We start from the raw sequence: 21,657 nt of genomic DNA, 5'->3' as shown, positions 1-21,657 counted from the left end.
CTTTCCATTTGCGTCTCGTAACAGGTATCGCATCGCTGGCATTCTGCGCGGCCTTCATGGTCGGCGATCTGCACGCGGCCGAGGCCGATGCGTGGCAGTCGTCGCGGCAGTTGGTGCTGGTCACCGTGGCTGACTGGAACAGCGATCACGGCACGCTGCGTACCTTCACCCGCGGGAAGCGCGGCTGGGTTGCCGCGGGCATCGACGCGCCGGTGACGATCGGCCGCAACGGCGCCGGCTGGGGGCTTGGCCTGAATGCGCCGCGCACGGACGGGCCGGTGAAGCACGAGGGCGACAATCGCAGTCCGGCTGGCGTGTTCCGCATCGGCACGGTCTTCGGCTACGCGAACAAGGCCGACACGTCCATGCCGTATCGCGCGCTGACCGCCACCGACTACTGCGTGGACGTGAGCGGTGCCGCGCAATACAACCGCATCGTCGACGCGAAGGTGGTCGGCGAGGCCGCGGTGAAAGGTTCCACCGAACCGATGCGTCGGGACATCCATGTCAATGGCGATCAACGCTATCGGCTGGGCTTCAATATCGAACAGAATCCCCAGGCCAGGCCGCTGGCCGGAAGCTGCATCTTCGGCCATCTGTGGAAATCGCCGACCGACGCCACCACCGGCTGCACGGCGATGACGCCGTCGGTGATGGAATCGCTGGTCGCATGGCTGAAGCCGGAACAGGAACCGGTATTCGTGCTGCTGCCGCAAGATGCCTATCTGAAGGTGCGTGCCGACTGGAAGCTGCCGCTCGTCGCAGCGAAGGATTCCGCACGATGAGCCCGACCAGTCGCGTGCTCGTGGGTCTGGCGGCAGGCGCTGTCGTCGGTCTGCTGCTCGCCGCGTGGCATCCGGTCATGGCGCTGAAGGTCGCCAATGTCGCGCAGCCACTCGGCAAGCTGTGGTTGAACGCGTTGCAGATGACCGTGGTGCCACTGGTGCTGGCCCTGGTGGTGATCGGGGTGAACACCGCCACCGACGCGGCGGCATCGGGTCGCATCGCGCGTCGGGCGATCGTGGCGTTCATCGTGCTGCTGACGTTGGGTGCGTTGTTCACCGCGCTGGCCGCGCCGTGGGTGTTTCGACTGTTTCCGCATAACCCGACGCTGGCGGCGGCGCTGGATCACGCTGCGGTATTGCCGGCGGCGCAGACGGCGCCGGCAGGCTGGGTCGATGCGCTGGTTGCGATCGTGCCGAACAACGCGATCATGGCCGCGGCGCAGAGCGCGATGCTGCCACTGGTGGTGTTCGCCTTGTTCCTCGGCTTTGCGCTGACCCAGATCATGCCTGCGCGTCGCACCATGCTGGTGGAGTTTTTCCAGGCGATCGCCGACGCCATGATCGTGATCGTGCGCTGGGTGTTGTGGGCGGCGCCGCTGGGTGTGTTCGCGCTGATTCTTTCGGTGTGCGCACGCGCCGGCCTTGGCATGCTCAGCGCACTCGCCGTGTACGTGCTGGTCGAATGTCTGCTGTATCTGGCGGTGGCGTTGATGATGCTGCCGGTGGCGATGTTCTTCGGCGGCGAACGCATTCGCCGATTCGTCGCGGCGCTGCTGCCGGCTCAGGCCGTTGCGGTGAGCACGCAATCCTCCCTGGCTTCGCTGCCGGCGATGCTGGAGAGCGCGGACCGCGAGCTCGGTTACCCCGCGCCCGTCACCGCGCTGGTATTGCCCATGGCGGTCTCGTTGTTCCGCCTCACCAGTCCGGTGCAGTACATGACATCCGCGGCCTTCATCGCCTGGGCCTACGGCATCGATCTCTCCGCGGCGCAGCTGTTGACCGGCGCCTTGCTGGCGGTGGTGATCAGCCTGGGCTCGGTCGGTTTGCCGGGGCAGGTCACATTCATCGCCACCAACCTGCCGGTGGCGCAGGCGATGGGTCTGCCGTTGGGGCCGCTCGGTCTGATGCTTGCGGTCGACACCGTCCCGGACGCGCTCGCGACGCTGGGCAACGTCACCGCCGATCTCACTGCCACCAGTGTGGTGGCGCATCAATCGAGGCGTGATATCGCATGAGCGAACGTACCACCGACTTCGATGCCATCGTGATCGGCGCAGGCATCGCCGGCGCCTCGGTCGCGTACTTCATGGCGCCGCATGCACGCGTGCTGGTACTCGAGCGCGAAGCGTATGCGGGGATGCATTCCACCGGCCGCTCGGCGGCGCTGTTCAGCGAAACCTACGGCTCGCCGCAGGTACGCATGCTTACCCGTGCCACGCGCCCGTTTCTCGCGCAGCCGCCGGCAGGCTTCGCGGCGCAGCCGATTATCTCGGCACGCGGTTCCACCATCATCGGCACCGCCGAACAGGTCGAGAAGGTGCTCGCATTGCACGATGCGATCGCGCCGTTCACCCGTGATGTCGAGCTGCGTGATGCAAAGAAACTGCTCGACACCGTGCCAGTGCTGAAACCGGAATTTGCGCAGATAGGATTGCACGAGCCCGGTGCCGCGGACATCGACGTCAACGAACTGCACCAGGGCTTTCTGCGCGGAATGCGCACGCGCGGCGGGCAGTTGCGCCTGAATGTCGGCATCCGTGCGATCGTCCGCGATACCCAGGGTTGGACGGTCGACGATGGCGAGCAGGTGTTTCGCGCACCGTTGCTGCTCAACGCAGCGGGCGCGTGGGTCGATCAGGTGGCGGCGATGGCGGGCGTGATGCCGATCGGCATCACGCCGAAACGTCGATCGGCATTCGTGTTCGATGCGCCGGAAAACCTGAAGACCTCGCACTGGCCCTTCATCACCAGTTTCGACGAGAGCTTCTACTTCAAGCCCGATGCCGGCCTGCTGCTGGGTTCCTGCGCCAATGCCGATCCGGTGCAACCGCATGACGTGCAGCCGGAGGAATACGACATCGCGCTCGGCATCCATCGCATCGAGGAAGCCACCACGATGACCATCCGTCGTCCTCGCCGTACCTGGGCCGGGCTGCGCTCGTTCGTCGCCGACGGCGATCTGGTCGGCGGTTTCGCCACCGATGCGCAGGGCTTCTTCTGGATCGCTGCACAAGGCGGCTACGGCATCCAGACCTGTGCCGCGATGGGCGAGGCCTGTGCCCACCTGGCGCTGGGAAGGCCGTTGCCTTCGGCGCTGGTCGATGCGGGCGTGTCTGCCGACATGCTTGCTCCGCGGGCTGCTCATCTGGACAGGAGCGCCATGTCATGAAGCCCATTCGATGCTTCCTGTTCGCTACCGACCCACGCGTTTACCACCGAAGTTGATTTCAAGTTCGTTGCAGGGGATTCATCAACCAGCTAGGCCATTGATCGAACGGGGTATATATCAATGAGAAACAAATTTCCTATCGCGTCGCGGCGCAACAACGCTTTCCAGCGCAAGGCGCTGGCGTTGGCTATCGGCTCCATCACCATGGGTTTTGGAGGTGCCGCCTGGTCGCAGGCGATCAACGGCACCATCTACGGCACGGTACCGGTGGCCGCCAACGAAAGCATTCAGATCACCGGCGGCGCGGGTTTCAATCGCACCATCACGGTCGGGTCGTCCGGCAAATACGCGATCACCCTTCCAGTAGGTACCTATACGGTATCGCTGCTGCAGGATGGCAAGGTCGTGCAGACTCGCAGCGGTGTCAGTCCGGTTGCCGCGGGCGCAGTGGCCGTCGACTTCATCTCCGCTGCCAGCGCCGCCAATGCACAGAATCTGGCGACGATCAACGTTTCGGGCAATGCCATTCCACCAATCGACGTGACCACGACCAACCAGGTCACGACGATCACGGCCAAGCAGTTGCAGCAGCTGCCGATCCAGCGCACCGCGGAAGACATCGCTATGCTGGCACCGGGCGTGGGCATGGGCTCGCCCCAGGTCGGCGGCGGCCCGCTTGGTACGCCGATCAATGTGTTCGGCGGCGCTTCGACGGCCGAGAACGCCTACTACGTCGACGGCATGAACGTCACCGAGGCGCTCAACAACCAGGGTGGCGTCACGCTGCCGTACGGCGCCATCGAGCAGCAGCAGACTTTCACCAGCGGTTACGGCGCCCAATACGGCCGCTCCATCGGTGGCGTGATCAACCAGATCGGCAAGAGCGGCGACAACGACGTGCATTTCGGTGCGCGTGCGCTGTGGCAGCCGGCGAGTCTGCAGGCCAGCCCCATCAACTACTACTACGCCAATCCGCTTGATAAAAATCCGGGCAACCAGCCCGGCGACATAGCCTTTTACCGCAATGGCGACAAGGGCAGCGAGACGATCTACGACGCCTACATCAGCGGCCCGATCATCAAGGACAAGCTGTTTTTCTTCATCAGTGCCGAGCAGGACGACTTGCACGCCAGGTCGACGTCCGAGTTCAGTGGCAGCGGTGCCACCACACACATAACCACGGTTCACGATCCCAAGCTGTACGGCAAGCTGAGCTGGAACATCAATGACAGCAATACGCTGACCGTTACCGGCCTGAAGAATTCGAACAAGACATGGGGGAGTTTCGACGACTTCGACTACAGCACCTTGCAGAACGGTGGTTTCTCGAGCCTCGATCAGACGTACAAGACCGTTTTCAAGATGTGGACGGCGAACTACACCTCTTACATCACCGACGATCTCACGCTCAACGCGATGTTCGGAAAAATGCACGGCGAGTACTACTCGCAGCAGCCGGGTTATCCGGGTTTCGATCCTGCCTTGCCGCATATCGAGAGCGCTTCGCAGCAGGATCCCGCGTTTGTGCCGCCGGGAGGTATCGTCAGCTCGCAGGGCAACTCGACCATCGCCGATCCCAGGCACAGCGAATCGATCACCAACTACCGCCTGAGTCTTGACTACAAGCTGGGCGACCACGATTTCTCGGTCGGCATCGACAACATCAACTCCTACGATCTGAATGACGGTTCGCAGAACACCGGGCCGGGCTATGAATGGATCTACGGGGAAAGCGCTCCCGGTCAGGCAGTGTTCGGCACCGATCCCAACGTTCCGCCGTATGTCGCCCCATCGACCCAGTGCCATGGTGGAAACTGCTACTACGTGCAACAGCATGTCGACCTCAGCGTCGCCTCCGTGCATGTGGCCCAGCGTGCCCAGTACATCCAGGACAACTGGCAGGTCACCCCCCACCTGTTGCTGAACATCGGCCTGCGCGACGACCAGTTCACCAACTACGACGCGTCGGGCGTGCCCTATATCAGGGAGACCAAGCCGCAATGGGCGCCCCGCCTTGGCTTCAGCTGGGACGTGCATGGCGATGCCAGCTTGAAGGTGTTCGGCAATGCCGGCCGCTATTACCTGGCGCTGCCGGATCAGGTGGCACTGTCCATTGCCGCTCCCGTGACGAATGCCGGCGTGTACGGCACCTACACGGGCATCGATCCGGCCACCGGCGCACCGATCGGGTTCACGCCCTTGCCGCAGAGTCCGTCCACGGGCGTGTCGATCGACAGCGAATACGGCCAAGCCAAGGATCCGCGCGTATCGGCCGCGCAGAACATCAAGGCCGAGTTCTCCGACAACTATGTGCTGGGCATGCAGCAGCAGTTCCAGATGCTGGGCACGCAGTGGGTGTTTGGCGCCACCGGTACCTACCAGCGGATGAACCGCATCATCGACGACTACGACGATGAGCAGCGCGAGTGCGCGGCCGGTGTGGCGCAAGGCTATGCATGGATGACGCCGGCAGACTGCAGCAACTACGCCCAGAGTCTTGTGCTGGTCAATCCGGGCATAACCAACGACATCCTGATGAAGGCACCGGACGGATCACTCGTTCCAGTGAAATTCACCAAGGAGGATCAAGGCTTCGTCAAGGGCCCGGAGCGCCGCTACTACTCGCTGGATCTGTCGCTGGAGCATGCGTGGGACGGCAAGTGGTTTGGCAAGTTCGACTATGTGTTCTCCCGGACCTGGGGCAATGACGAGGGACCGGTAAGCACGTATTCCCAGCAGGGAGGATCGTACGAGTCACTCACCACCGCGTGGGACTTCCCGGAAAGAATGGAGTACTCCAGCGGCATCCTGCCCAACAGCCGCCAGCACCAGTTCAAGATCTTCGGTGCCTATGCACTCACGCCTGAGTGGACGGTCGGCGCGAACCTGTACATCACCTCGGGTACACCGCGTCTCTGCCGTGGCGGATACGGACCAGATCAGGTAGCTCTGCATGGTTCGCACACCTACTTCTGGTGCGGCGGGCAACCGGTACCGCCGGGTTCGCTGGGCTTTACGCCCTGGACTCACGACGTCGGCCTGAGTCTGGACTACAAGCCGGGTTGGGCCCAGCACAAGCTCGACTTCAACTTCGCGATATTCAATCTGTTCAACGAGCAGACGGGGATTTTCTACAACGACTCGTTCGGAACCACCAGCAGTCCGAATGCCGACTACGGCAGACTTGAGAACACCCGGCCACCGCGTAGCGCACGGCTCTCCGTGGCCTACGATTTCTAAATCACGCAGGCAAACCACCGACGCCGGGCTCACGCCCGGCGTCTTTTTTGCGACCTCCATCCTTGGCAGTCGCCCTTCGGGCCATCGCTGACGCGATGCCAAAAATCGCTCCCGGCGATTTTTTGCGGCCGGTGCGCGACTTGTGTAGCCTGCCGTGTTGACGCTCCCCACAGAGTTTCCATCGATGCCGGGTCCGATTCGACAGCCACTTTCGCAGCAAGCCGCCGGCATGTTGGCGAGCGCGCGCCAGGCGTGGGCGCAGCGACAATTCGATGCCGCCGAGCGCCTTATCGTCCAGGTGCTGGCGCTGGTGCCGGATGAAGCGGATGCCATCCGCATGCTGGGCACGGCTGCCCAGCGTCGTGGCGACCACGCCAAGGCCGCCAATTGTTTTCGACGGGTGTTGCCGGCATGGCCGGAGGATTCCGATCTGCGCATCGGACTCGGCATCGCCCTGTATGAACGCGGCGAGATCGATGAGGCCATGGCGCAGTTGCGTCGTGCTTGCGAACTGGCGCCCAACTCGGGATCAGCCTGGTTCAATCTCGGCGAGGCGCTATGGCGACAGACGCATACGGAAGAAGCCATCGAAGCGTTGCGGCGCGCGCTCGAGCTGGTTCCCTCATACATTCCGGCCATGCTTTCACTGGCCCGGGCGCAGGCGAGCCTCGGTCAGATCGACGCTGCCGTGGCCGGATTCCGCGGCATGCTGAAAGTTGATCCGGGCAACGCCGAGGGATGGTTTGGATTGTCGAACCTCAACACGGTTCGCTTCGATGCCGCGGATGAAGCTTCACTGCGGCAGGCCCTGACGCGCGCGAATCTGTCAGACCGCGATCGCGAGCTGCTCAGCTTTACCCTGGCGAAGGCGCTGGAAGATCAGCGCGACTATGCGCAAGCCTTTGAGATGTTCCGGCTCGCGAATGCATCGCGGCGCAAGCGGGTGAGGTGGGACGCCGCGGGCGAGCACCGGCGCGTCGAGGCGATCCAGCGCATCTTCGCCAACGACATGCCGCCGCCGCTGGATGCAGGGCTGGGCCGTGAGGTCATCTTCATCGTCAGCATTCCGCGTTCCGGCTCGACCCTGGTCGAACAGATCCTGGCCTCGCATCCGGAGGTCGAGGGCGCCAACGAGATCAAGGACATGTCGCAGGTGATCGACGCGGAAACGCAGCGCCGCCATTCGGCGTTTCCGCTGTGGGCGCCGGACGCCACGGCGCAGGATTGGCGGCGCATGGGCAACGACTACCTCGCGCGGACCACCAACTGGCGCAAGACCAAACCGCGCTTCACCGACAAAAGCCTGGTGACCTGGTACCTCGTCGGCGCGGCACTGGCGATGTTGCCGGCGGCGCGCGTGATCATCGTGCGGCGCGATCCGGTGGAAACGTGCCTGGCGTGCTATCGACAATGTTTCACCGAAAAGGTCGGTTTTACCTGCGATCTCGACGAGATGGCCGATTACTGCATCGATTTCCTGCGCCTGACACGATTCTGGCTCGAAAAGTATCCGGCCCGCGTGTTCGATCTCCCCTACGAGTCGCTGGTGGCCGAGCCGGAACCCGTGACCCGCCGCCTGTTGGACTTCTGCGGCTTGCCGTTCGATCCCGCATGTCTCGAATTTCACCAGACGTCGCGCGCGGTGCTCAGCTCACCAAGCGCGGCGCAGGTACGGCAACCGTTGCGCAGCGACACCGCGCGCAGCGCCCTTTATGGCGACAGACTGGATCACCTGCGTCAGCGCCTGCGTGATGCAGGCGTGCTGGCGGAGTGAGCGATACATCCAGGCAGTGCCGGTGCCTCGCCGGACGGCTCGGTGCTCGCCCGTTCAAGGCGATGGCCCGCAACAACAAGCAGGCCTGGCCCTTTGTTGCAGTTGAGCCGTCGGGCTCGCGGGCAAGTGGAAGGCTATAATACGGAACCCGCGGCGCGCACCATGTCGCCATCTCGCAAGGCCAGCCATGCTCCTGATGATCGACAACTACGACAGCTTTACCTTCAACCTCGTGCAGTATCTCGGCGAGCTGGGGCAGCAGGTGAAGGTGGTGCGCAACGATGCGCTGGATATCGCCGGCATCCGCGCTCTGAGGCCTTCGCACATCATGATCTCGCCCGGGCCGGGCACGCCGGATGATTCGGGCGTGTCGCTGGATGTATTGCGCGAACTGTCCGGCGAGATCCCGGTGTTCGGCGTGTGCCTCGGTCATCAGGCGATCGGCCAGGTGTTCGGCGGCAAGGTGATCCGCGCCAAGCAGATCATGCATGGCAAGACATCGCCGGTGCGCCATCGCGGACAGGGCGTGTTCGCCGGCCTGCCGGATCCGTTCGAGGCGACGCGCTACCACTCGCTGGTGGTCGAGCAGTCGTCGCTGCCGGACTGTCTTGAAGTCACCGCGTGGACGGAGAATCCGGATGGTTCGATCGACGAGATCATGGGCCTGCGCCACAAGACGCTGCCGGTCGAGGGCGTGCAGTTTCATCCCGAGTCGATCCTGACCCAGTACGGTCACGATCTGCTGCGCAATTTCCTCGGGCTGCCGCTGCGGCTGGCCGCATGAACGGGCATGGTCGCGACATCACGATTACCCCGCAGGAAGCACTGCAGCGCACGATCGAGCATCGAGAGATCTTCCACGACGAGATGATCGCGCTGATGCGCCAGATCATGCGTGGCGAGGTGAGCCCGCTGATGACCGCAGCGATCATGACCGGTCTGCGCGTGAAGAAGGAAACCGTCGGCGAGATCACCGGTGCGGCGCGCGTGATGCGCGAACTATCGGCCAAGGTCGACGCACCACCACACGCGCATTTCCTCGACATCGTGGGCACCGGCGGCGACGGTGCATCGAGCTTCAACATCTCCACCGCCTCGATGTTCGTCGCGGCGGCGGCAGGTGCACGCGTCGCCAAGCATGGCGGGCGCAGCGTATCGTCGAAGTCCGGCAGCGCGGATGTGCTGGAGGCACTCGGTGCGTCGATCGACCTGAAGCCGGCCCAAGTGGCCGAGTGCATGGCGGCGACCGGCATCGGCTTCATGTTCGCGCCGAACCATCATCCGGCGATGAAGGTGGTGGCGCCGGTGCGCAAGGAGATGGGCGTGCGCACGCTGTTCAACATCCTCGGTCCGCTGACCAATCCGGCCGATGCACCGAACATCCTGATGGGCGTGTTCCATCCCGACCTGGTCGGCATCCAGGTACGCGTGTTGCAACAACTCGGCGCGCAGCATGCGATGGTGGTGTGGGGGCGCGACGGCATGGACGAGATCTCGCTGGGCGCGGCTACCCTGGTCGGTGAACTGCGCCATGGCGTGGTGCGCGAGTACGAGATCGAGCCGGAGGATTACGGTCTGGCGATGGCCTCCAGCCGCAATCTGCGGGTGGAAAACGTGGATGAGTCGAAGGCGATGCTGCTGGAGGCATTGGAGGGCCGCCGTGGCATCCCGCATGACATCGTCTGCCTGAACGCCGGCGCCGCGCTGTATGCGGCCGATGTGGTCGAATCCATCGACGACGGCATCGAGCGTGCGCGCGAAACGATTGCCAGCGGCGCGGCGCATGCGAAAATGCAGGCCTTCGTGGCGGCTACCCAGCGGCTTGCCGGCTCGATGTGACGGCACGCTGAAGGGCGTGTGTTCATCGCGTTGACGACACGACATCGCAATCGCGCATAGGATGCGCTTATACACGAACGAGCGAGATGCCATGACCGACATTCTCAATCGCATTCTTGCCCGCAAGGCGGAAGAGATTGCCGAACGCCAGACGAAGCTGCCGCTGGCCGGGCTGATGGCGCGCATTGCCGAGCAGCCGGATACCCGCGGTTTTGCCGCTGCGATCGAGGCAAAGATCGCTGCTGGCCTGCCTGCAGTGATCGCCGAGGTGAAGAAGGCCAGTCCGAGCAAGGGCGTGATCCGCGCGGATTTCGACCCGGCGGCGATTGCGAAGAGCTATGAGAAGGCCGGAGCTGCCTGCCTGTCGGTGCTGACCGACAGCGATTTCTTCCAGGGCAGCGAGGCGTTCCTGCAACAGGCGCGCGCGGCCTGTTCGCTGCCGCTGCTGCGCAAGGACTTCATCATCGATCCGTATCAGGTATACGAAGCGCGTGCGATCGGTGCCGACTGCATCCTGCTGATCGTCGCCGCGCTGGACGACGATGTATTGCTGCAACTGTCGCTGCTCGCCGCCGAACTCGATCTGGACGTGCTGTGCGAAGTGCACAACGAGGAAGAGATGGAGCGTGCGCTGGCGTTGCCGGTGCCGTTGATCGGCGTCAACAACCGCAACCTGCGCAATTTCGAGACTTCGCTGGACACCTCGCTGGCGCTGCAGGCGATGATCGAGTACGACCGCGTGCTGGTGGCCGAGTCCGGCATCCATACGCCGGAAGACGTGGCGCGTCTGCGCGAGGGTGGCATCCAGGCGTTTCTGATCGGCGAAGCCTTCATGCGCGCCGAGGATCCCGGCAGCGAATTGCGACGATTGTTCGCCACGCCGTGACCATCATGCCAAAGGGGGAGATGGATGCGGTAGCGGCTGACGCGGCGGCGCAGCCTGCAGTGATTCAGCGTGTAGTGTTGTTCGATTTCGACGGCGTGCTGATTCACGGCGATGCGTTCTACCTGTTCATGCGCGAGCGTTACAGGAGTTCGCTGTGGCGCAAATTGCTGGCCTTGCTGTGCACGCCACTGTTGCTGCTGCAGCTGCCGTTCTCGCGCCGGTTGCCGTTACGCACGCTGGTGCGCGTCGCCCTGCTCGGGCTGAGCGAGAAGCGCTACCAGGCGGCGGCCGATGCGTTTGCCGCGAGCCTGGTGCACCGGCCGCGGCAGTTCTGCCGCGATGGTCTGCAGACGTTGCGCCGGCATCAGGCTGCCGGCGACCGGGTGATCGTGGTGACCGGCTGCGAGCACGCCCTGGTAAGCGGCATCCTGCAGCAGCTGGGGTTGACCAACCTGGAGGTGCTCGCCTCGCGACTGCGTCGCGGCTGGCTCGGCATGCGGCCGCAATGGCACAACGTGGGGCGACGCAAGGTGCAGTTGCTGGCGCAGCACGGCCTCACGGCGTGGCAGGTGGCCTACGGTGATTCGATATACGACGCACCGATGCTGAAACTGGCCACCGAGGCGGTGCTGGTCAACGGCACGCCCACGCTGTGCAAGAAGATCGAGAAGGCGCTCGGCCGGGCAGTTACCCGCGTCGAGTGGTTCTGAGTCGCCGTCACGTTTCTTCAAGGGAATGACCGTGCGCGCGTTTCTCCATCATTGCCGGCGGTGTTTCGCGGCACTTGCGGCATGATCGACGACTTATTACGTTAGTACTTACGTAATTGCCGGAGTTGGCCGTGTACCTGTCCTCTCTTTCCGAACTGGCGTTCGGCAGTCGCCTGAAGGCGCTCAGTGATCGCTTCTACGCCGCCGCCGACGAGGTCTATCGGAGCTGCGGTGCCGGGATCGAATCGCGCTGGTTTCCGGTGATGCGTTATCTGTGGGAACGCGGCCCTGCCACCGTTACCGAGGTGGCCAGCGCCATTGGCCAGACTCATTCGGCAGTAAGCCAGCTGGCAGGTCGTCTGCTGCGTGCTGGCATGATCCGGCGCCGCAACGATCCGGCCGATGGACGGCGCAGCCTGCTGGTACTGACCGAGAAGGGAAGCCGGTCGCTGGCCGGGTTGGGTCCGGTCTGGGCGGCCATCCGGCAGGGCGTGCAGGATTCATTGGGGCAGGAAAGCGAGCGCTTGCTGCAAGCACTGCATGCCTGTGAGCACGCCCTGGACGAGCAATCGATCGTCGAGAAAATTCTGGCCAGGCACGTGGTGCTGAAGCAGTCGAAGGTCGAGGTCGTGCCGTTCGAGCCGCGGCTGCGCGAGCACTTCTACAGGCTCAACGCAGCGTGGCTGAAAAAGCACTTCGTGATCGAGCCGATCGACGAACAGGTATTGCGTGACCCCGAACATGCGGTGCTGGAGCCGGGCGGAGCCATCTTCTTCGCGCTGCTGGGCGACGTGGTGATCGGCACCTGCGCGCTGCTGCACGAAGAGCAGGGCGTCTATGAACTTTCCAAGATGGGGGTGGACGAATCGTTCCGCGGCCTGGGTGCCGGAAGCCGGCTGCTGGATGCGGCGATCGCCGAGTTCCAGCGACGCCGCGGCCATACCCTGTTCCTTGAATCGAACAGCAGCCTGAAGCCCGCGCTGCACATGTACGAGCGGGCCGGCTTTGTGTTGCAGCCGACGATCCGCAGCGACTCGCATTACGCGCGAGCCGACGTCTACATGATTTACGCGCCGAAGAAGGGCGCTGCACCGGTCCGCAAACGAACGGCGCGCCAATCCTAGCGGGTGCCGCGCACCACGATGGTCTTGCCGGAGACGTCGATCATCCGCTGCTCTTCCAGCTGCTTGAGCACGCGGCCGACCATCTCGCGCGAGCAGCCGACGATGCGGCTCACTTCCTGGCGCGAGATGCGGATCTGGGTGCCGTCCGGATGCGTCATCGAATCCGGTTCCTGGCACAGGTCCAGCAAGGTGCGCGAGATGCGGTTGGTGACATCCATGAAGGCCATCCGGCTGACCTGGCGCGAGGTGCGCAGCAGGCGGTTGGTGAGCTGGGCGCCGATCGTGAACAGGATCTTCGGACATTCCTCGCGCAGCGGGCCTTCCATCAGCTGGAACAGCCGTTCGTAGCTGACCTCGGCCATCTCGCATGGGGTACGTGTACGCACCATCGACTCGCGCTGCGCCTGTTCCACGAACAGGCCCATCTCGCCGATGAACTGGCCACGGCTGATGTAGGCGAGGATCAGTTCACGTCCCTGCTCGTCCTCGGTGCAGACCGCCAGCGACCCTTCGATCACGTAATACAGCGTGTTGGCCGGGTCGCCGGGGCGGATGATGGCGGTCTTGCCCGGGTAGCGGCGGCGATGGCACAGCCCGAGAAAACGTTCCATCGCGACAGGGTCCGGAGCAAAGCCGAGCGGCGCCTGCGAGCGCTCGAAAGCCTGTTGAAGCTGGTATTTGAGTTGCGCCACGATCACCCCCGAATTGGTTGTCTTGCCCGCAGCGACCATCGCAATCGCAGCATGCGTATCCGTGATACTTCCGCAAGCTAGGCATTATGGCAAACCCGGACGGCTTGCCGCAGGTTCAATTTCGTTTTGTTTTGCCGCATACTTCGCAGTCTTTCGGTAGCGATGAGCTTGTCGCATGCCGTTCACAAGGGTCGTGCAGGCTACCTGCCTGCGCTTCACACCATTCTGCGGGGACCCTTGTCGCTAACCCGCCTCTACTGCTGACCGGATGTCCGGTCATGGAGAGCCGCCGTGGTCAAACCACTTCCCCGTCTGCGCCTGCAGGGTTTCAACAACCTGACCAAGGCACTGAGCTTCAACATCTACGACATCTGCTACGCCGTGTCGGAAGACCAGCGCCGCAACTACATCGAGTACATCGATGACCAGTACGACGCCGACCGCCTGACCCAGATCCTCACCGACGTGGCCGAGATCATCGGCGCGAACATCCTGAACATCGCGCGCCAGGACTACGATCCCCAAGGTGCCTCGGTGACCATGCTGATCTCCGAGGAGCCGGTGCTGGAGAAACTCGGCCGCGACACCATTTCCGGTGCCGTCGTCGCGCACATGGACAAGAGCCACATCACCGTCCACACGTACCCGGAGACGCATCCGCACAACGGCATCGCCACGTTCCGCGCTGATATCGACGTGGCCACCTGTGGCGTGATCTCGCCGCTGAAGGCCCTGAACTACCTGATCGACAGTTTCGAGTCGGACATCGTGGTGTGCGACTACCGCGTGCGCGGCTTCACCCGCGACATCAAGGGCAAGAAGCACTTCATCGACCACAAGATCAACTCGGTGCAGGACTACCTGGCCAAGCACATCCGCCAGAAGTACGAGATGTTCGACGTCAACGTGTACCAGGAAAACATGTTCCACACGAAGATGCACATCAAGGACTTCGACCTCGACACGTACCTGTTCGACTCGCACGCGGACGACCTGTCGTTCAAGGAGCGCCAGCGCATCGAGTCGCTGTTGCGCCGCGAGATCGAGGAGCTGTTCCACGGCCGCAACCTGATGTGACGAAAAACCCGCCGAAAGGCGGGTTTTTTCTTCCCTTCTCTCCCCTGCAGGCGACCCGAAGGTAGTCCCTGTGGGAGAGAGGGTTGAGGTGAGGGCGGGTGCTCGCGAAAGGGCTGTCCGGGGCGACGCGCCCATCAAACGCGATACGCCACCGTCTTCATGACCGTCGAACTGAAGTGCATCAGATGTGGCAGCGGGAACGGCAGTTCGACGCCGCCGCGCTCCTGCGCGGCCTGGGCATGGCGTATTTCATCGGCCTGCATCTGGGTCAGCACGGCGCGCGAGCGTTCGTCCTGCGCCGGCAGTTTCTCCAGATGTTCGGCCAGGTGCGCTTCCACCTGACGCTCGGTTTCCACCACGAAGCCGAGGCTGACGGGATCGCCGGCCAGTGCGGCGGCCGCGCCGATCGCATAGCTGCCGAGGTACCACAGCGGGTTGAGCACGCTGGGGCGGCTGTCCAGCTGCTGCAGGCGTTGTGTGCACCAGGCCAGGTGGTCGGTTTCTTCGGCCGCCGCGTGCAGCAGGTGTTCGCGGTTATCCGCGTTGCGCGCGAGGACGGCCTGGCCGAGATACAGCGCCTGGGCGCAGACCTCGCCGGTATGGTTGATCCGCATCAGGCCGGCGGCATGGCGGCGCTCGGTATCGTCCAGCTCGGCTTCGCCGATACCGGTGGCAGGTGAGGGACGCTGGGATGCCGGCGCGCCGGCGATCGCTTCCAGCGCGCGCTCGCAGCCGGCGAGCAGGCGGTCGAGTGGGCTGAGCGTGCGGATATTCATGGGCTTGCCTGATCCAACGTGGTGTTTATCAATTGCTGCGCCAGCAAGGTCAGTGGATGCCGGGTTGGCCAATGCAGGCCGTGTGCATCGAAACCGGCGGCCAGATGCAGGCGACAACCGATATTGGACGACAACAGTAGCTGCGGGTCCAGCATGGCGGCTTGCCGCAGCGTTGCATCGCGCAGCCGGGCGGCGCGCTCGGGAAATTCCAGCAGGTGGCTGCCGGCTGCACCGCAGCAGTGAGGCGGTCGTGGCAACGGCATCACGTCCAGCCCAGGCACGCGACGCAGCAGTTGCAGTGTCGCACTGTCGCTGCGCGCCACGTTGATCTGCGTGCAGGGCAGATGCAGCGCCACACGTTGCGCCAGCGGGCGAAAATGCAGTTTTTCGGCATGTGCCGCCAATAGCTCCAGCGGGTCGATCACGTTCACGCCGGGCAGGGCGCGGTGCAGTGTGCCGATGCAGCCGGGCGTCACCGAAACCAGTCGCGCTGCACCGCTGGCTTCCCATGCCTGGCGCACATGCTGCGCGGCCTGTCCGGCGGCATGCACCAGGCCACCGTGCAGATCCATCGCGCCACAGCAGAAGGCAGGCAAGACGCTGACCCGGAAGCCCGCGGCGTGCAGCAAGGTCACGGCGGCCTGCTGCGCTTGGGTATCGTCGACGCCGGCTACACAACCGGGGAACAGCGCCAACCGCGCCTGCTCACTCTCACCTTGGCTGGCCTCATCCCGGCTGGCCTGAACACGTGCGGTGGGGGTGGCAGCCGGCATGATCAGCAGGGCGGCGCGCCAGGGCGAGGTCGCTGGCAGTCGTCGCGCCAGCCAGTCCTTCCAGTGCGACAGTGCCATCCAGCCGCCGATGCGGCGCAAAGTACGCATCAGCACAGGGCGCTTGATCAGGTTCAGTAATTGCCGGGGCCGCTGTGGCGCGGGTCCCAGCATGGCGCGGGTTTCGATCAGCAATTCGCCGTACTGCACGTTGGCCGGGCATGCCGTTTCACAATTCAGGCAACCCAGGCAGTGGTCCAGGTGCTCGCGCAGTCCTGCCGTGGGATCGGCTTGGCCGCGAGCCAGGGCTGCGGCAATCGCGATGCGCCCGCGGGGTGATTCCGCCTCGTTGCGGTCCAGCGCATAGGTCGGGCATACCGGCAGGCACAGCCCGCATTGCACGCATTGGTCGGCCAGCTCGGCGATGCGGCCGGCCGGCGCGCGCATGGGGGACTTTTCAAGCGGCATGCTCGTCATGCTATCATTGCCAGCTCACAGCTCGCCGGTCGGTGGGCTTGCGCCATGGATGACAGCTCCGCTATCATCTCGCGCCTTTGTTCCACCGAAGCATGCTTTCTTGAATCATGCATACCGCCTCACGGCGGCAGACAGGTATTCTGAAATGAAAACGTTTAGCGCCAATGCAGACAACGTCAAGCGCGACTGGTTCGTGGTCGATGCCACGAACAAGACGCTCGGTCGCCTGTCGACCGAAATCGCCCGTCGTCTGCGCGGCAAGCACAAGCCGGAATACACCCCGCACTGCGACACCGGTGATTATATCGTGGTGATCAACGCGCAGAAGGTGGCTGTCACCGGTGCCAAGCTGGACGACAAGATGTACCACCGCTTCACCGGCTACATCGGCAACCTGAAGACGACCAGTCTTAAGGACCTGCTGGCGACCCATCCGGAGCGCGTGATCGAGACCGCCGTCAAGGGCATGCTGCCGAAGAACCCGCTGGGCCGCGAGATGTACCGCAAGCTCAAGGTCTATGGTGGCGCCGAGCATCCGCATACCGCACAGCAGCCGCAGGCGCTGGAACTCTAAGGAACCATCATGACGATCCAGCAGAATTACGGCACCGGCCGCCGCAAGACCTCCGCCGCCCGCGTGTTCCTGCGCAAGGGCAAGGGCGCGATCGAAGTCAACGGCAAGTCGCTCGAGGCCTTCTTTGGTCGCGAGACCTCGTGCATGATCGTGCGCCAGCCGCTTGAGCTGACCCAGAACACGGACAAGTTCGACATCACCGTGACGGTTGCCGGTGGCGGCATCACCGGCCAGGCCGGCGCGATCCGTCTGGGCATCGCCCGCGCACTGATCGAGTACGACGAAAGCCTGAAGTCGCCGCTGCGCAAGGCCGGTTTCGTGACCCGTGACGCCCGCGAGGTCGAGCGCAAGAAGGTCGGTCTGCACAAGGCACGTCGCGCCACGCAGTTCTCGAAGCGCTAAACTCAGCTTCATAGCCCCGTCGCCAAGCGGTAAGGCACCTGACTCTGACTCAGGCATCGGTGGTTCGAATCCATCCGGGGCTGCCACATCCCGATCCCGACACGCGCAGCAATGCGTGGTGATGCGATCCAAAGCCCGCCTTCCGGCGGGCTTTTTCGTTTCCGCCATGGGTCGGGATGGACGTGTGCCGCTGCCTGGCTCCGGTGATGGCTACAGCCATCGACTTGACCCGGCTACGTGTCAACGGTCCACGGATGACGGCTGACTGCAAGATATTTCGTTGCAAATCATCACGCTTCACTCTTCGGTTCTGCGCTGCACCAGCGTAAAATTTCCGCCTTTAACCTCCCGGGCGGATCCATGACTTCTGTGCACGACAACGAGCCCGGCCATCCGGGCGTGCGGACCGAAGGCAGTACTGACGCGCTGCCGTTGGCGCCCGGCATGAGTGCGAGTCTGGACGCGGCACGCATGCCGCGTCGTTCGACCCTGGTGGATCGGCGCGTGCTGCGGATCACGGCCGTCTCGGTCGTGTTGGGCGTGCTGGCCGCGCTGATCGCGAAGCTGCTGACTGCACTGATCGGCGTGGTGACGAACCTGGCGTTCTACGGCCGCTGGTCGACCGCGTTCTCGTCACCGGCCGATGCGGTGCCGCACCTGGGCTGGCGGGTCGTGCTGATCCCGGTGATCGGCGGTTTGATCGTCGGCGTGATGGCGCGCTGGGGCTCGCGCGCGATCCGTGGCCACGGCATCCCCGAGGCGATGGAACAGGTGCTGCTGAACGAGTCGAAGATTCCGCCGCGGATCACTTTCCTGAAGCCGATCTCCTCGGCGATCGCGATCGGTACAGGCGGCCCGTTCGGCGCCGAGGGCCCGATCATCGCCACCGGCGGTGCATTGGGCTCGTTCATCGGCCAGGTGCTGAAGGTCACCGGCAGCGAGCGCAAGGTGCTGCTGGCCGCTGGCGCGGCTGCCGGCATGGCGGCGGTGTTCTCCGCACCGATCGCAGCGGTGGTGCTGGCGGTCGAGCTGCTGTTGTTCGAACTGCGCCCGCGCTCGTTGATTCCGGTAGCGCTGGCCTGTGTCGCCGCCACCGGCGTGCGCTATTTCCTGCAGGGTTCCACGCCGGTATTCCAGATGCCGGTGCTGGCGTCGCCCGGCGGCATGGCACTGCTGATCTACGTGCTCATCGGCGCGCTGATCGGCCTGGTCAGCGTGTGGACCACGCGCATCGTGTACGACATCGAGGACTGGTTCGAGAAATTGCCGGTGCACTGGATGTGGTGGCCGGCGATCGGTGGCCTGGTAGTAGGTGTGGTCGGCTACTTCGCGCCGCTGACCCTGGGCGTGGGCTATACCAATATCGAGAACATCCTCAACGGCAAGCTGACGCTGGCGGCACTGGCGTTCCTGTGCGTGATGAAGTTCGTGTCGTGGTCGATTGCCCTGGGCAGCGGTACTTCCGGTGGCACACTGGCACCGCTGTTCACCATCGGTGGCGCGCTGGGTGCGCTGATCGGCATCGGCATGGTGATGGTGGCGCCGCAGTTCGGTGTGGACCCGCGTATCGCGGCACTGGTCGGCATGGCGGCGATCTTCGCCGGCGCCTCGCGTGCGCTGCTCACCGCGGTGGTGTTCGCGTTCGAGACCACCGGCCAGCCGGCCGGCCTGTTGCCGCTGCTCGGTGGCTGCACGGCGGCCTACCTGATCTCGGCGCTGATGATGCGCAACACCATCATGACCGAGAAGATCGTGCGTCGCGGCGTACGCGTGCCGTCCGAATATGTGGCCGACTATCTCGACCAGGTCGGCGTGGGCGAGGCCTGCTCGCGCAACGTGGTGACGCTGCGCACCACGCAGGCATTGGCCGAAGTGCGCCGCTGGCTGGCCGAAGGCGTGCCGGAGACACAACACCAGGGCTATCCGGTGCTGGATGAGAGTGGCCGCGTGCAGGGCGTGCTGACTCGCCGTACCCTGCTCGATCCGCAATGGCATTACACCTTGACCCTGGGCGAGCTGATAACGCGACCGCTGATCGCGGTGAACGAAAGCCACTCGCTGCGCGAGGCTGCCGATCACATGGTGGCCGAAAGCGTGGGCCGGCTGGTGGTGTTGGGCAAGGACGACCCGCAGCAGCTGGTCGGCATCATCACCCGCGGCGATCTGCTGTCGGCGCATGCCAGGCGTTTGCGCGAGGCGCGCAACTCCTCCCGCCACCTGCGTTTCCGTGATGGTTTGAAGCCGCGCCCCGTCGCGTAGTGCCGTACCCGGCGGAAACGAAAAACGGCCCTGATGGGCCGTTTTTCGTACGCAGTGGATTCAGCCGCCTACATTTCCCGGTCACCGATCAGCACCACATCGGCCGGCCGCCGCGCGAACAGGCCGACGGTGACGATGCCGGGCAACTGGTTCAGTTCGCTCTCCAGCGCGGCCGGATCGGTGATCTGCCAGCCGTGCACGTCGATGATCCAGTTGCCGTTGTCGGTGACCACGCCATCGCGCCACACCGGCTGGCCACCGCGCTTGACGATCTCGCGGCCGACCAGGCTGCGTGCCATCGGGATCACCTCGATCGGCACCGGAAACTTGCCGAGCAGGTCGACCCGCTTGCTGGAGTCGATGATGCAGACGAACTTCTCGCTCGCTGCCGCAACGATCTTTTCGCGGGTCAGGGCAGCGCCGCCGCCCTTGATCAGCCGCTTGAACGGATCACACTCGTCGGCACCGTCGATGTAGATCGTCAGCGGTCCGGCGCTGTTGAGATCGAGTACCGGAATGCCCAGCCGTTTCAGTTGCGCGGTGGACTGCTCCGAGCTGGATACGGCGCCCTGGATGCGGTCCTTCAGGTCGGCCAGCGCGTCGATGAAGAACGCGACGGTGGAGCCGGTGCCGACGCCGACGATGGCACCGTCCTCGACGTAGCGGATCGCGGCCTCGCCGGCCTGGCGTTTTTCGTTCGGGTTGCTCATCACATGGATTCCGGGAAGAGATTGTCTGGACAGGGGTAGATGCGGCGTGGAGTGGACCCAAATCATTCGAGCGTGAGGATGTACTGCCATTCCGTGGCAGCCACCGGCATCACCGAGAGCCGGTTGCCTTTGCGCAGCAACAGCATTTCGTCCAGCGCCTCGTGACCCTTGAGTTCGTCCAGCGTAATCGTGCGCTTGAGCTTCTTCACGAACTTCACGTCGACCAGCATCCAGCGCGGTTCCTCGCGCTTGCTGGTGGGATCGAAATATTTGCTCTTGGCGTCGAACTGGCTGGGATCGGGATACGCGTCGGACGCGACCTCGGCGATGCCGACGATGCCGGGTTCGGCGCAGTTGGAGTGATAGAAGAACACCTTGTCGCCGGGCCGCATGCTATCGCGCATGAAGTTGCGCGCCTGATAGTTGCGCACGCCGTCCCAGGCTTCCCGCTTTTTGCGCTTCAAGTCGTCGATCGAGAACGCCTCGGGCTCGGATTTCATCAACCAGTGTTTCATGCGCTTACCCCAGGGTTGCAGTCGATCAGCTCGTGCTCGGTGGCGATGAAGTCGAGCGGAACATCCCACGCTTCCTCCGTGACCTGCGGCAATTCCTGGAAGGAGTAAGCGATGCCGACCAGCAACGGCTCGGTCGGGCGCACCTGCTCGTTGAGGAAGGCAAAGCTGCGGTCGTAGTAGCCGCCACCATGTCCGAGCCGGTTGCCGCGGCGATCGAAGCCGAGCAGCGGCACCAGCACCAGGTCGAGCTGGAACGGTTCCAGCAATTCGCGTGGTGCGGCCGGCTCGGGAATGCCGTAGCGGTTCGGTTGCACTTCCTCACCGGATTGCCAGGGTGCGAAGCGCAGGCGCCGTCCCTTGCCGATGACCGGCAGCAGGAACTGCTGGCCGCGTGCGGTCAGCGGCGGAATCACCAGATTGAGCGGCAGCTCGCCGTGAGTGGCCCAGTAACCGGCGACGCGGCCATCAGTGAGGTATTCGGGGAGCTGTTCGAGGCTGTGGCGCAGACCCTGCGCGGCGGCGATGCGCTGGGAAGGCGTGAGTGCGCGACGCTGCTCGGCCAGGCGCTGGCGAAGCTCGCGTCGTTGGGCGGTGGCGTCCACGTTTCGCGCATCTCCAGTGAAAATCCGCCCCGTTCATCGCGGGACGAACGGGGCGG

General features: G+C 64.1%; 20 protein-coding genes and 1 tRNA gene. 15 read left to right on the top strand and 6 right to left on the bottom strand.

Going from position 1 to position 21,657, the window contains the following annotated elements; translation table 11 throughout:
- The first annotated feature begins 8 nt into the window (after positions 1-8).
- From ACYVKM_RS02400 to ACYVKM_RS02355, 10 genes are all read left to right on the top strand, one after another.
- Positions 9-785: a L,D-transpeptidase family protein gene (locus ACYVKM_RS02400; RefSeq protein ID WP_460876498.1), complete on the top strand. Its 777-nt coding sequence runs from the start codon at positions 9-11 to the stop codon at positions 783-785.
- On the top strand, positions 782-2,020 hold the full coding sequence (locus ACYVKM_RS02395; RefSeq protein WP_460875451.1) for a dicarboxylate/amino acid:cation symporter: 1,239 nt from the start codon (positions 782-784) through the stop codon (positions 2,018-2,020). Before ACYVKM_RS02400 ends, ACYVKM_RS02395 begins: the two co-directional genes overlap by 4 nt.
- Complete coding sequence (locus ACYVKM_RS02390; protein ID WP_460875449.1) at positions 2,017-3,174, top strand: NAD(P)/FAD-dependent oxidoreductase; 1,158 nt, start codon at positions 2,017-2,019, stop codon at positions 3,172-3,174. The genes ACYVKM_RS02395 and ACYVKM_RS02390 overlap by 4 nt, the downstream gene beginning before the upstream one ends.
- A 120-nt stretch (positions 3,175-3,294) precedes the next feature.
- A complete protein-coding gene (locus ACYVKM_RS02385; RefSeq protein ID WP_460875448.1) occupies positions 3,295-6,414 on the top strand; it encodes a TonB-dependent receptor in 3,120 nt (1,039 codons plus the stop codon).
- 229 nt (positions 6,415-6,643) lie between these two features.
- Positions 6,644-8,188: a sulfotransferase gene (locus tag ACYVKM_RS02380; RefSeq protein WP_460875446.1), complete on the top strand. Its 1,545-nt coding sequence runs from the start codon at positions 6,644-6,646 to the stop codon at positions 8,186-8,188.
- 187 nt (positions 8,189-8,375) lie between these two features.
- Positions 8,376-8,972, top strand: a complete 597-nt coding sequence (locus ACYVKM_RS02375; RefSeq protein WP_460875444.1) for an anthranilate synthase component II — start codon at positions 8,376-8,378, stop codon at positions 8,970-8,972.
- Positions 8,969-10,027, top strand: a complete 1,059-nt coding sequence (gene trpD / locus ACYVKM_RS02370; protein ID WP_460875442.1) for an anthranilate phosphoribosyltransferase — start codon at positions 8,969-8,971, stop codon at positions 10,025-10,027. The genes ACYVKM_RS02375 and trpD overlap by 4 nt, the downstream gene beginning before the upstream one ends.
- A gap of 91 nt (positions 10,028-10,118) precedes the next feature.
- Positions 10,119-10,913, top strand: a complete 795-nt coding sequence (trpC, locus tag ACYVKM_RS02365; protein ID WP_460875440.1) for an indole-3-glycerol phosphate synthase TrpC — start codon at positions 10,119-10,121, stop codon at positions 10,911-10,913.
- A gap of 5 nt (positions 10,914-10,918) precedes the next feature.
- Positions 10,919-11,623, top strand: a complete 705-nt coding sequence (locus ACYVKM_RS02360; protein ID WP_460875438.1) for an HAD family hydrolase — start codon at positions 10,919-10,921, stop codon at positions 11,621-11,623.
- 131 nt (positions 11,624-11,754) lie between these two features.
- Positions 11,755-12,747: a bifunctional helix-turn-helix transcriptional regulator/GNAT family N-acetyltransferase gene (locus ACYVKM_RS02355; protein WP_460875436.1), complete on the top strand. Its 993-nt coding sequence runs from the start codon at positions 11,755-11,757 to the stop codon at positions 12,745-12,747.
- Here ACYVKM_RS02355 and crp read toward each other — a convergent pair.
- Positions 12,744-13,445: a cAMP-activated global transcriptional regulator CRP gene (gene crp, locus ACYVKM_RS02350; RefSeq protein WP_460876496.1), complete on the bottom strand. Its 702-nt coding sequence runs from the start codon at positions 13,443-13,445 to the stop codon at positions 12,744-12,746. The two genes, ACYVKM_RS02355 and crp, sit on opposite strands and share 4 nt — an antisense overlap.
- A 285-nt stretch (positions 13,446-13,730) precedes the next feature.
- Here crp and speD point away from each other — a divergent pair, with 285 nt between their 5' ends.
- Positions 13,731-14,516, top strand: a complete 786-nt coding sequence (speD, locus tag ACYVKM_RS02345) for an adenosylmethionine decarboxylase (RefSeq protein WP_460875434.1) — start codon at positions 13,731-13,733, stop codon at positions 14,514-14,516.
- Positions 14,517-14,650: 134 nt separating this feature from the next.
- Here the strand turns inward: speD and coq7 are convergent, their stop codons facing one another.
- Positions 14,651-15,292, bottom strand: coding sequence for a 2-polyprenyl-3-methyl-6-methoxy-1,4-benzoquinone monooxygenase (coq7, locus tag ACYVKM_RS02340; RefSeq protein ID WP_460875433.1), 642 nt, complete (start codon positions 15,290-15,292; stop codon positions 14,651-14,653).
- Positions 15,289-16,530, bottom strand: coding sequence for a (Fe-S)-binding protein (locus ACYVKM_RS02335; RefSeq protein WP_460875432.1), 1,242 nt, complete (start codon positions 16,528-16,530; stop codon positions 15,289-15,291). The genes coq7 and ACYVKM_RS02335 overlap by 4 nt, the downstream gene beginning before the upstream one ends.
- 154 nt (positions 16,531-16,684) lie before the next feature.
- Between ACYVKM_RS02335 and rplM the strand changes: the two genes are divergently transcribed.
- From rplM to ACYVKM_RS02315, 4 genes are all read left to right on the top strand, one after another.
- Positions 16,685-17,113: a 50S ribosomal protein L13 gene (rplM, locus tag ACYVKM_RS02330; protein ID WP_460875431.1), complete on the top strand. Its 429-nt coding sequence runs from the start codon at positions 16,685-16,687 to the stop codon at positions 17,111-17,113.
- Between the two features lie 9 nt (positions 17,114-17,122).
- A complete protein-coding gene (rpsI, locus tag ACYVKM_RS02325) occupies positions 17,123-17,515 on the top strand; it encodes a 30S ribosomal protein S9 (protein WP_460875429.1) in 393 nt (130 codons plus the stop codon).
- Positions 17,516-17,527: 12 nt separating this feature from the next.
- Positions 17,528-17,601 (top strand) — tRNA-Gln (locus ACYVKM_RS02320).
- 274 nt (positions 17,602-17,875) lie between these two features.
- Positions 17,876-19,774, top strand: coding sequence for a chloride channel protein (locus ACYVKM_RS02315; protein WP_460875427.1), 1,899 nt, complete (start codon positions 17,876-17,878; stop codon positions 19,772-19,774).
- Positions 19,775-19,842: 68 nt separating this feature from the next.
- Here ACYVKM_RS02315 and rpiA read toward each other — a convergent pair whose 3' ends face one another.
- From rpiA to ACYVKM_RS02300, 3 genes are all read right to left on the bottom strand, one after another.
- Positions 19,843-20,484 carry a ribose-5-phosphate isomerase RpiA gene (gene rpiA / locus ACYVKM_RS02310; RefSeq protein WP_460875425.1) on the bottom strand — a complete coding sequence of 214 codons (642 nt, stop codon included), beginning with the start codon at positions 20,482-20,484 and terminating at the stop codon, positions 19,843-19,845.
- A 62-nt stretch (positions 20,485-20,546) separates the two neighbouring features.
- Positions 20,547-20,999 (bottom strand): EVE domain-containing protein, encoded by a 453-nt coding sequence (locus ACYVKM_RS02305; RefSeq protein ID WP_189441223.1) that lies wholly within the window; start codon positions 20,997-20,999, stop codon positions 20,547-20,549.
- Positions 20,996-21,601, bottom strand: a complete 606-nt coding sequence (locus ACYVKM_RS02300) for a 5-formyltetrahydrofolate cyclo-ligase (protein WP_460875424.1) — start codon at positions 21,599-21,601, stop codon at positions 20,996-20,998. Before ACYVKM_RS02300 ends, ACYVKM_RS02305 begins: the two co-directional genes overlap by 4 nt.
- Positions 21,602-21,657: the final 56 nt, after the last annotated feature.

It is taken from the genome of Rhodanobacter koreensis (assembly GCF_054782855.1).
Note: the sequence above shows the minus strand (reverse complement) of the source record. Positions and strands in the feature narration are given on the sequence as shown.

What these genes read in the sequence shown, in the direction of transcription:
- ACYVKM_RS02395 (WP_460875451.1), top strand. Translation starts at nt 782, where the DNA reads ATGAGCCCGACCAGTCGCGTGCTCGTGGGTCTGGCGGCAGGCGCTGTC.
- ACYVKM_RS02390 (WP_460875449.1), top strand. Translation starts at nt 2,017, where the DNA reads ATGAGCGAACGTACCACCGACTTCGATGCCATCGTGATCGGCGCAGGC.
- ACYVKM_RS02385 (WP_460875448.1), top strand. Translation starts at nt 3,295, where the DNA reads ATGAGAAACAAATTTCCTATCGCGTCGCGGCGCAACAACGCTTTCCAG.
- ACYVKM_RS02380 (WP_460875446.1), top strand. Translation starts at nt 6,644, where the DNA reads ATGTTGGCGAGCGCGCGCCAGGCGTGGGCGCAGCGACAATTCGATGCC.
- ACYVKM_RS02375 (WP_460875444.1), top strand. Translation starts at nt 8,376, where the DNA reads ATGCTCCTGATGATCGACAACTACGACAGCTTTACCTTCAACCTCGTG.
- trpD (WP_460875442.1), top strand. Translation starts at nt 8,969, where the DNA reads ATGAACGGGCATGGTCGCGACATCACGATTACCCCGCAGGAAGCACTG.
- trpC (WP_460875440.1), top strand. Translation starts at nt 10,119, where the DNA reads ATGACCGACATTCTCAATCGCATTCTTGCCCGCAAGGCGGAAGAGATT.
- ACYVKM_RS02360 (WP_460875438.1), top strand. Translation starts at nt 10,919, where the DNA reads ATGCCAAAGGGGGAGATGGATGCGGTAGCGGCTGACGCGGCGGCGCAG.
- coq7 (WP_460875433.1), bottom strand. Translation starts at nt 15,292, where the DNA reads ATGAATATCCGCACGCTCAGCCCACTCGACCGCCTGCTCGCCGGCTGC.
- ACYVKM_RS02335 (WP_460875432.1), bottom strand. Translation starts at nt 16,530, where the DNA reads ATGCCGCTTGAAAAGTCCCCCATGCGCGCGCCGGCCGGCCGCATCGCC.
- rplM (WP_460875431.1), top strand. Translation starts at nt 16,685, where the DNA reads ATGAAAACGTTTAGCGCCAATGCAGACAACGTCAAGCGCGACTGGTTC.
- rpsI (WP_460875429.1), top strand. Translation starts at nt 17,123, where the DNA reads ATGACGATCCAGCAGAATTACGGCACCGGCCGCCGCAAGACCTCCGCC.
- ACYVKM_RS02315 (WP_460875427.1), top strand. Translation starts at nt 17,876, where the DNA reads ATGACTTCTGTGCACGACAACGAGCCCGGCCATCCGGGCGTGCGGACC.
- rpiA (WP_460875425.1), bottom strand. Translation starts at nt 20,484, where the DNA reads ATGAGCAACCCGAACGAAAAACGCCAGGCCGGCGAGGCCGCGATCCGC.
- ACYVKM_RS02305 (WP_189441223.1), bottom strand. Translation starts at nt 20,999, where the DNA reads ATGAAACACTGGTTGATGAAATCCGAGCCCGAGGCGTTCTCGATCGAC.